Here is a 9457-nt window from a genome sequence, read left to right as displayed (position 1 = left end):
TGAGCAACGCGGTGAAGGTGTAGCAGACGTACAGCTCGACCACGACCACGGCGGCCAGCGTGATCCCCGCCATGGCCAGCGCTGCCGGGCCGGACTTCGCCGCGCCGCTGACCAGGCCGAAGTCGTCGTCGCGCTCCATCGACCGGCCTGGGTGGGACTGTGCCCAGCCCAGTACGTGGACCGGCGGCTGGGCGAGGGCGGCGGCGCGTTCGGCGGGGGTGACGATCACCGCGGTGCCGCCGTTGCTGGCCAGGCAGCAGTCGAGCAGATGGAACGGCTCGGCGATCCACCGGGAGGCCTGGTGGTCGGGGAGGGTGATCGGATCGCGCAGCTGTGCCAGCGGATTGAGCGCGGCCCACTCGCGCTGGGCAACGGCGATCACGCCCAGTTGTTCGCTGGTGGTGCCGTAACGGTCCATGTGCCGACGGGCGGCGATGGCGTACAGCTGGTTGGTGCTGAGCAGGCCGGTGGCCGCCATCAGGCCCTGCCAGCCGTTCAGTCGGCGGGTCGCCGCCCGGTACGCGGCCCCGCTGCCCCGGTCGGGCCGCAGCGGGGCGTCGCCGAAGACGCAGGCCACCGTGTCGGCCATGCCGGACCGGACGGCCATGGCGGCATACTGCACCATGGCCCCGGCGGTGGAGCCGTAGGAGTTCATCTCCGACAGCAGACCAAGGTCGCGCAGGCCGAGATCCTTGGCCAGGTCCAGGCCGACGTCCCGGGTGACGCCCGCGGAGACCAGCAGGCCGTCGATGTCACCGAGGGCCAGTCCGGCGTCCGCCGCGGCAAGGCGTACGGCGTCCGCCGCGAACCGGGCGGCGGTACGCCCGTAGACCTTGCCCATCTCGGTGACGCCGAGTCCGGCGATCACCGGACTCCGCCCTGATGCCGCGCTCATGTGTGGTGTTCTCCTCTTGACGGTTCGTTGGTGGCAGATGGTCGGCGGTCAGCGGGCCTTCCACACCGGGGCGCGTTTCTCTGCGAAGGCCCGTGGCCCCTCCTGGGCGTCCTCGGAAGTCCTCAGCTTCGCGATTTCGGCCGCGTTGACGCTCCAGAAGGCGTCCTCGGACGGCACTCGGCCGTCGCTGATCCCCCGGGCGATGCGTTTGCTCGCCTGGACCGCGAGCGGGGCGTTGGCGCAGATCCGCTCGGCCAGTTCCAGCGCCGCCCCGAGCACTCTGCCCTGCGGTACGACGTGGTTGACAAGGCCGAGCCGGTGTGCGGCTCCGGAGTCGATCGCATCGCCGGTGAGCAGGAGCTCCATGGCCACCTTAGGAGGCAGCTGCCGCGCGATACGGAAGGCTCCGCCGGCGGCCGCGATGATGCCGCGCTTGACCTCGGGGAGGCCGAACTGCGCTGTTTCGGCGGCTACCACCAGATCGCTGGCCAGAGCGATCTCCATGCCGCCGCCGAGAGCGAAGCCGTTGACCGCTGCGATGGTGGGCTTGCTGATGTGGTGCGTGACATATCCGGCGAAGCCCCACTCCTGGTGTTCCTCGGGGAGGCTGTTCTCGCCGCGTGCCACAGCCTTGAGGTCCGCGCCCGCGCAGAACGCCTTGACTCCTGCCCCGGTCACCACCACGGCCCGGATTTCGGGGTCCTTGTCGGCCTCGTCCAGCGCCTGGCCGACGCGCCGCGCGCACTCCAGGTCGATCGCGTTGCGGGCCTCCGGCCGGTTGAAGGTGATGACCAGCACCCGGCCCCGACGTTCGACCAAAACGGGTGATTCACTCATGTGTGCGTATTCCTCACTTCTGTAGTCCGGTATTTGCCGCCGCCTGGGCCGATGGCGTCTCCTCCAGGACCCCTTCCGTGATCAGCCGGTCGATCTCGTCCGAGCCCAGGCCCAGCCACTGCGTGCACACCTCGCGGGTGTGCTCGGCCTGTATCGGTGCCGGGCGCAGTCCTGGATCGGCCAGCCCACGGGAAAGGGCGGGGCGGGCCTCGGCGGGCAGCGGATCCGCGAAGTAGGGGTGGTCGAGGGCGGCGAAGAAGCCACGGGCGCTCAGTTGGGGGTCGTCCCGGTATGCGCTGACCCGCTGCATCGCGCCTGACGGGACCCCCGCCCGCTGGAGCAGTGCCATGGCCCGGTGTGGCTCGTGGGCGCTGGTCCAGGAGGTGAGGACCTCGTCGATCTCCTTGTGGTGGGCGAGCCTGCCGGCCGCGGTGGCCAGTCGTGGGTCCGCAGCGAGTTCCGGATGGCCGGTGGCACGGCAAAGCCGTTGCCAGTCGTCGTCGCCCCGGATGTCGATGACGCACCATTCGTCGTCGCCGGCGCAGGGGAACAGACCCTGGGGGGCGTCGGAGACAGCGCTGTTGCCGTGGGCGGTGAACGATCCGGGGCGCAGGGACTCGGCGAGGAAGTGGTCGGCCATGGCGCTGAGGATGGTCTCGGCCTGGGCGACGCTGACCGTGCCGCCGCGACCGGTCCGGCGCAGTGCGACGATCTGGGCGAGGATGGATGCCGCGCCTGCCCTCCCGACCACATGGTCGGGATAGATGGTGATGGCGTCGCTGAAGCTGTCCGCCACGTCCGCATAGCGCCAGATCGACGTCAGCCCGGCAGCGGCCCGCACCAGCGGGCCGTAGCCCATCTGCCTGCTCCACGGGCCACTGGAGCCGAAGGCACTGCTGGTGGCCATGATGATCCGCGGATTGACCCCCTTCAGTACCTCGTATCCCAGCCCGAGGGACTCCAGAGTGCCGGGCTTGAAGTTCGACAGGACGATGTCGGCACCGGCGGCCAGCCGCTTGAAGAGTTCGGCACCCTCGGGGGAGCGGAGGTTGAGCCCGAGGCTGCGTTTGTTGCGGTGGCCCCAGGCGACCGAGGTGGTCATGGGCTCGCCGGTCATCGACTGGCGTCCGCCGTCGGGGAAGGCCCGGTTCTCCACTTTGACGACGTCCGCACCGTGGTCGGCGAGCAGCCGACCCAGCTCGGCGCCCGCCACGATGACGCCGAGATCGAGCACCCGCAGCCCCCGCAGCGGATGGCGCCGTACGGGCTTCGGCTCCGACGGTGCTTCCTCGTGGGTACGGCTCCGGAGTTCAGCGAAGATCTCCGCGTTGTGTTCTCCGAGCTGTGGCGCGCGATGGCGCAGTCCCGCCCGCTCACCGTCGATCTCGACGAAGCCGGTGGGAACGCGGCCGGTCAGGCCCGGCGCGAGCTCCAGATCGACGAGTGCCCCGCGTGCGAGGAAGTGGTCGGTGTTCAGTACGTCGCCGGGGGCGAGCAGGGCTGCGATCGGAACCCCATGCCGCTGGCCCTGCTCCACCAGTTCGGCCGCCGGGGTGTCCCGGAACAGCTTGCCGATGAGCGGGTAAATCCGGTCGGCCGCCTGGAAACGGACCCCCACCTTGTCGTACCGGGGATCGGCGAACTCCTCGGGCTCACCCAGCCAGGCCCACATGCCGCGCCACTGCCGGGCGCCCAGCACCGCGATCCGTACATGCCCGTCGGCGCACGGGAAGATCGGGTAGAGGTGCCGGGCCTCGGGGCGCCCCCGCGGCAGGTCGGAGGCGGGCACACCACCGGTCGCGGACCCGCCGACGCCGAACCCCGGGTCGAGGATCTGCGCCACGGCTTCGTGGACGGAGAAGTCGATGTGATCGCCGTGGCCGGTGTCCAGCCGGTTCAGATAGGCCAGCAGGGCGACCCACGCGGCCTGAAGGGCGGCGGACTCGCCGGCCAGTGGGCCCGGCGGCAGCAGCGGCGGGAGCCCGGGGATGCCGGAGCGGGAGAGCACTCCGCCCAGGGCGAGGTGCACCCGGTCGGTGGCGACGTGGTCCCGGTAGGGGCCGGTCCGTCCGAAGTCCGTGATCGACAGCACTACGAGCCGGGGATCGCGCGCCGACACCTCTTCGGGGCTGAGCCCCGGCTCGTGTGTGGTGCCGGGGCGACTGGACTCGATCAAGATGTCCGCAGAATCCAGCAGAGAGATCAGTCGCGCGCGGTCGTCCGGGGACGCGGGGTCGAGCACGACGCCGCGCTTGTTGGCCTGGTGGGTGGAGAAGAACAGGCTCACCTCACCGTGAAGTGGGGCGGTCCGCCGGGAGGCCGCGCCACCGGGGGGCTCGACGAGGATCACATCGGCGCCGAGATCGGCCAGGAACCGTCCGCAGGTTCCGGCCCTGCCATCGGACATGTCGACCACCCGGACACCGTCAAGCGGTCGGGGCACGAACCCGCTGTCTGTCACGATCTCCATCGCCTTTCGCTCGATGCTGTCCCGGAGAGCCCCGCCCGTGTAAACGGACCGGATTTCCGCGGACAGGGCGCAACCTGCCCGTAGCAATTCAGGGGCGCGGACGAATTTATATTCCGCAGGGAGCCGCAGAATTCTCGATTACCCGCGCGTTGCCGCCATGTTAACTGGGGTTCTTCGGGTCATGCTGGCACATCGGTGCGCATCTGTGAATTGCCTATTCCAGCACGTGCGCATTGCCGATCCGACGATGTGCCAGGTGCCCGGCAGTCCGCGTTCCGCCCCAGTTCCAGCTGCCTGGTCCTGGTGACCGGAGCCCTGCTAGCCTGGCCGGGTCATGGATATCCAACAGATCCGTTACTTCGTGGCCGTGGCCGAGGAATCGAACTTCGGGCGTGCGGCGCGAAGTCTTCAGCTCACCCCGTCACCCTTGAGTCGCCGAATCCGCGATCTTGAGAACGAACTCGGATCAGATCTCTTCGTCCGCGAGTATCACCACGTCGAGCTGACGCGATTCGGTCAAAAATTCCTGGAACCCGCCCGTGATCTGCTACGGAAATTCGAGAACCTCAAACGTCTGTCTCTCGACCCGGAAGCCCCGACCCGGTTCACCTGCCGCCTCGGCGCACCACCCCTGGCGCCGCCCCTGGCACTCGACACCGTGCTGGACACCTTTGAGCGAGTGGCACCGGAGGTCGAGCTTCCGATCACACTGAGCTCAACCGCCGAACTGCTTGCCAAGCTGGCCCACGGCAGCATCGACCTGGCCGTTGCCCATCTGCCGGTCGACCAGACGGGGCTGGAGAGCCTCCGGCTCGCCCGGACCGGGATGGGGATCGTGATGCGTGGTGACGACCCGCTGGCCGAGCGGAGTTCATTGACGATGTCCGACATGGCCGGCCGGCAGTTCCTGCTGACCTCGGCGAAAGTGCATCCGCTCAGAATGGGCATGATGCACGCTCTGCTGGCCGAGGCCGGTGTCCACTGCATGCCGGAACTGCCGCACAACGACGCCGTCCAGGTCGGTGTGCACATCAGCCGGACCGGGTGCCTCGGTTTCATGGTCGCGGATCCCGGTCCGTTGTTCGCCCGGATCTTCACTCCGCCGGACTTCACGGTCGTCCCCCTGGACGAGCCCCGCCTCGCGCTCTACGTGGGGCTGGCCTGGCGTACCGGCGATGAGCCACGCGTTCCCGGCCTCGCCGCGGTACTGGCCGAGTTGCGAGATACCGCCCATGTTCAGGGCCTGTTCTGAGTTGCCCCGCGGAGTTGCGACGCCCGGCAAAGGGCCTGTCCGGAGTTGTGATCCGGGCTCGGGCCTGCCCTGACAGGTCTGAGCGGAAGTCGTCTGCGGCCATGATCGAGGCCTACAGGGCGATGTTGAGTGCATGACACCGCGATGGGCTGGGGTGAGTCGCCGGGAGAGGACCAGGCACCCACCCGCCCGCGGGACGCCGGGACGATCGGTGCCAGAACTGCGCCCTCATCGGCCATGGATGGCCGATGAGGGCGCGTGGCACCTGTTCACCGGCGGCAGGCACCGCTGTCTCCGTCTCCGGCGCCGCTGTCCCGCCGCGAATTGGTCAGCGGTGGAGGACGGGGCTCGGGCATCGTTCCACCGGGGGCGCTTCGCAACTGGGCCGACCGGCTACGCGGAAGAGTAAGGCCGACGCCTTCGGGCTTGGCAGACGGCCGCGGCGGGGTTCTGCCAGGAGGGTCTGCCCGGTGCCGCAGCCGTCGTGGCGTTCCTCACCTCATGACCGGCTCATGACCCGGTGGGAGGGAGCACACCGAAGTGCTGTACTCAGGCCTTGACGCCATCGGCCTCGGCGGACAGCTCGGCCCAGTCGCCCCAGGTCTTGAGCCGCTCGGCATAGATGTGCGGGACGACCTGGTGGGGCACGGCGCCGAAGAAGACCCGCAGCGGGGGGTTCTCGGCGTCCACGATCTTCAGCAGAGCCGGGCCGGTAGCGGCCGGGTCGCCCGGCGTGATGCCGCTCTGGGAGGCGATCAGGGCCTCGCGCACACCGTCGTAGGCGGCGATGCCCTCGGACTGGACCGCGGAGGAGCCGGCCCAGTCGGTGCTGAACCCGGCGGGCTCGACGAGGGTGACCTTGATGCCGTGCCCGGCGACCTCGGCGGCCAGGGATTCGGTGAAACCTTCCAGCGCCCACTTCGAGGCGTGGTAGCCGCCGAGGGCCGGGAACGCGACGATCCCGCCGATGCTGGAGATCTGGATGATGTGGCCGCTGCCCTGCCCGCGCAGGTACGGCAGGACCGCCTGGGTCACCCACAGGGCGCCGAACACGTTTGTCTCGAACTGATCGCGGATGCCCTGCTCGCTGAGCTCCTCGATCGCGCCGAACAGCCCGTACCCGGCGTTGTTGACAACGACGTCAAGCTGCCCGAAGTGCTCCTTGGCCCGCTTCACGGCCTCGGTCGCGGCGGCCTTGTCCGTGACATCCAGGGTCAGCGGCAGGATCGCGTCACCGTAGGCGATGAGCAGGTCCGCGAGGGACTCGGTGCTGCGGGCGGTGGCGGCCACCTTGTCCCCGCGGGACAGGGCGGACTCGACGAACTGGCGGCCGAAGCCGCGGGACGAACCGGTAATGAACCAGACCTTGCTCATGGTGTCCTCCGAGGACGAAAGGGAGAGGGGCGTGGGTTATCGACAGATGGAACCCTACTCCATGTTGGTACTGAGTCCCACATTGGGTCTGTGTATGATGTGGGTATGGCAGCTACGCCGAAGACCTCCACCACCCGGCCGGCCGGATCACCGCCACTCCGCGACCGGATGCGGCGTGCGATGCGGGCCGAGGTCGGTGCTGTGGCCTTGCGCTTGTTCCTCGAACAGGGCTTCGACAAGACGACCGTCGACCAGATCGCCGCCGAGGCCGGACTGTCGCGCACCAGCTTCTTTCGCTATTTCGGCACCAAGGAAGACGTTGTCTTCGGCAATCTGGAGGAACTCGGGCAGCAGCTCGTGGTGGCGTTCGCCGCCCGTCCCGAAGGCGAGCAGCCGTGGGAGTCTCTGCGCCATACCTTCGACGTGATCGCCGAAGTGAACGGTGACGAGCCGGAGCGGGCGCTGAACTTCGCCCGGATGCTGAGTGAGACTCCGTCCCTCAAGGCCCGGCACTGGGAAAAGCAGCTGTCCTGGCAGAACCTGCTCGTGCCCGAGGTCGCACGTCGACTCCGTGTCGGCGGGGCGGACGCCGAGGACCTGCGGGCGCACGCGCTGGTTGCCTCCGCGCTCGCCTGCCTCGACGCGGCTGTCGACGCGTGGACCGCCTCTGAGGGGGCCGTCGACTTCCCGCTGCTCCTCGACACGGCAATGGGTGCGTTGAGCGAGTAGACCGAGGCCGGTCAGTCCCCTCGCCTCGCCAGGGCGGACGCGACACGGTGGCGGCACGGGGCCGGTCTCAGGGGTGCGGGGCGAGGCCCTGCTCCAACTGACGCAGCGTCACGAGCCGCCCGATCGTGCGAATCCACATCTCCGGCTCAGGTCCGTGGTTCTGCGGAGCTGACCGAGTTGGCAATGCGCGATGCCCGTCGGGGTCGACGGGCATCGGCCATGCGTCGGTGTCAGCTCTGGGCAGTCACCGACTCCAGCAGGTCGGCGAACCGCTCTCGGGCTTCCTCGCGCCGGGTGGGGATGTGTTCCGAGGGGACGGCGCCCGCGGGAGCGGCATAGCCACGCAGGATCTGCCGGGCCACGCTGTCCCGGTGGACCTCGTCGGGACCGTCGTAGAAGCGAGCTGCCCTTGCCCGGCGATACATGGCCTCCAGGGGGAGGTCGGTGCTGAAGCCGAGTGAGCCGTGCGCCTGGACGGCACGGTCGATCACGTCGTGCAGCACACGCGCGCCGTAGTACTTGATGTACGCGATCTCCTTCCTGGCTGCCTTGAACCCCTGCGTGTCGGCGATCCAGGCGGCATGGAGAGTCATCAGCCGGGCTGCGTGCATCTCCGCCGCGGAGTCGGCGATCCAGTTACGCACGGTCTGCTTGTCGGCCAGCACTCCGCCCTGGACCTGGCGGTGGACGGACCGCTCGCACAGCATGTCGAAGGCGCGTCGGGCCTGGCCGAGCCACCGCATGCAGTGGTGGATCCGACCAGGCCCCAACCGCACCTGGGCCACGGCGAAGCCGGCCCCACGCTCTCCGAGCATCGCCTCCTTCGGCACCCGTACGTCTTCGAAGACCATCTCGGCGTGCGAGGCGTAGTAACCGGGGCGTGGGCTCGGTTCCTCCATCGATCCGAGGTCGCGCAGCACACGCATGCCGGGAGTCCCGCTCGGGACGATGAACTGAGAGACGCGCCGGTGGCGTTCGGCCTCGGGATCGGTGACCGCCACGACGATGACGAAGCCCGCCAGGGAGGCGTTGCTGATGAACCCCTTGTGACCGTTGATCACCCACTCGTCGTTGTCGAGGACCGCGGTCGTGGCGAGTTGGGTCGGGTCGGAGCCCGGAGTGTCCACCTCGGTCATCGCGAACGCGGACAGCACCTCACCGGCCAGCAGCGGCTCCAGCCAGCGCAGCTTCTGCCCCGGCGTGCCGGACACGGCCAGGATCTCGCTGTTCCCCGAGTCCGGGGCCTGGTTGCCGAAGACGAGCGGGCCGAGGGGAGAGGTGCCGAGGTTCTCGTGCATCAGCCCCAGCTTCACCTGCCCGTAGCCCTGACCACCCAGTTCGCGGGAGAGGTGGGTGGCCCACAGACCGCGTCCCTTGACCTCCCGCTGCAGAGGGAGGATCACATGGCGGAGTTCGGGCCAGGTGAGTTCCAGTGTTTCGAGCGGCCAGACCTCTTCACAGACGAACTGTTCCATCCAGTCGAGGTGTTTCTGGAACTCGGGATCGGTTGAGAATTCCCATGCCATGGGGTTGCCTCCAGGTCAGGCTGCGGCGATGTGGGCTCGGGCCCGGGAGAAGAGCCCGAGGGCGACGGCGTGCAGCCGCTCGCCCACGGGTTTGGGTGCCTTCCCGGCCAGAGCGCGGGCGTGAGTGCCTTCGAGGACGATGCCGAGTTTGAAACACGCCAGCACCGTGTACCAGGCGAGGGCCGACAGGTCGCGGGTCGAGTGTTCGGCGTAGCGGGCGACGATCTCCTCGGGGGCCGGAAGTCCGTCGGGCAGGTCGAGCAGGTCCGGCCCTGTGTCCGGACGATCGCGCTGCGTGGGCCAGGTGGCCAGCAGCCAGCCGAGGCCGGGCAGCGGGTCGCCGGCGTGGACGGAGACGAGGAGTACGCCGTCGA

7 protein-coding genes and 1 pseudogene are annotated in these 9457 nt (G+C 69.1%); 2 read left to right on the top strand and 6 right to left on the bottom strand.

Annotated features, from left to right (window positions below; translation table 11 throughout):
- The 3 genes from KVT44_RS47050 to KVT44_RS47040 form a co-directional block, all read right to left on the bottom strand.
- The coding region (locus tag KVT44_RS47050; protein ID WP_217574428.1) for a thiolase family protein at window positions 1–895 on the bottom strand (895 nt) is incomplete at its 3' end.
- Between the two features lie 48 nt (window positions 896–943).
- Window positions 944–1732, bottom strand: a complete 789-nt coding sequence (locus KVT44_RS47045) for a crotonase/enoyl-CoA hydratase family protein (RefSeq protein WP_217574426.1) — start codon at window positions 1730–1732, stop codon at window positions 944–946.
- Window positions 1733–1745: 13 nt separating this feature from the next.
- On the bottom strand, window positions 1746–4202 hold the full coding sequence (locus KVT44_RS47040) for a CaiB/BaiF CoA-transferase family protein (RefSeq protein WP_302832198.1): 2457 nt from the start codon (window positions 4200–4202) through the stop codon (window positions 1746–1748).
- 334 nt (window positions 4203–4536) lie between these two features.
- Between KVT44_RS47040 and KVT44_RS47035 the strand changes: the two genes are divergently transcribed.
- On the top strand, window positions 4537–5454 hold the full coding sequence (locus tag KVT44_RS47035) for a LysR family transcriptional regulator (RefSeq protein WP_254650845.1): 918 nt from the start codon (window positions 4537–4539) through the stop codon (window positions 5452–5454).
- A 549-nt stretch (window positions 5455–6003) separates the two neighbouring features.
- Here the strand turns inward: KVT44_RS47035 and KVT44_RS47030 are convergent.
- The gene (locus KVT44_RS47030) at window positions 6004–6828 is read right to left on the bottom strand and encodes an SDR family NAD(P)-dependent oxidoreductase (protein ID WP_217574420.1); all 825 of its coding nucleotides are present in this window, start codon (window positions 6826–6828) and stop codon (window positions 6004–6006) included.
- Window positions 6829–6933: 105 nt separating this feature from the next.
- Here KVT44_RS47030 and KVT44_RS47025 point away from each other — a divergent pair, with 105 nt between their 5' ends.
- Window positions 6934–7557, top strand: a complete 624-nt coding sequence (locus tag KVT44_RS47025) for a TetR family transcriptional regulator (RefSeq protein ID WP_254650844.1) — start codon at window positions 6934–6936, stop codon at window positions 7555–7557.
- A gap of 230 nt (window positions 7558–7787) precedes the next feature.
- Here the strand turns inward: KVT44_RS47025 and KVT44_RS47020 are convergent, their stop codons facing one another.
- Entirely contained in the window at window positions 7788–9083 is a 1296-nt protein-coding gene (locus KVT44_RS47020) for an acyl-CoA dehydrogenase family protein (protein ID WP_217574418.1), read from the bottom strand.
- A gap of 15 nt (window positions 9084–9098) precedes the next feature.
- A pseudogene (locus KVT44_RS59100) lies at window positions 9099–9457 on the bottom strand (hypothetical protein); the annotation flags it as partial.

This window comes from Streptomyces sp. GbtcB7, assembly GCF_019091445.1.
Lineage (GTDB): Bacteria > Actinomycetota > Actinomycetes > Streptomycetales > Streptomycetaceae > Streptomyces > Streptomyces mirabilis.
Note: the sequence above shows the minus strand (reverse complement) of the source record. Positions and strands in the feature narration are given on the sequence as shown.

Bases quoted from the DNA above. Each gene is read 5' to 3' on its own strand.
- KVT44_RS47045 (WP_217574426.1), bottom strand. From the start codon at position 1,732: ATGAGTGAATCACCCGTTTTGGTCGAACGTCGGGGCCGGGTGCTGGTC.
- KVT44_RS47040 (WP_302832198.1), bottom strand. From the start codon at position 4,202: ATGGAGATCGTGACAGACAGCGGGTTCGTGCCCCGACCGCTTGACGGT.
- KVT44_RS47035 (WP_254650845.1), top strand. From the start codon at position 4,537: ATGGATATCCAACAGATCCGTTACTTCGTGGCCGTGGCCGAGGAATCG.
- KVT44_RS47030 (WP_217574420.1), bottom strand. From the start codon at position 6,828: ATGAGCAAGGTCTGGTTCATTACCGGTTCGTCCCGCGGCTTCGGCCGC.
- KVT44_RS47025 (WP_254650844.1), top strand. From the start codon at position 6,934: ATGGCAGCTACGCCGAAGACCTCCACCACCCGGCCGGCCGGATCACCG.
- KVT44_RS47020 (WP_217574418.1), bottom strand. From the start codon at position 9,083: ATGGCATGGGAATTCTCAACCGATCCCGAGTTCCAGAAACACCTCGAC.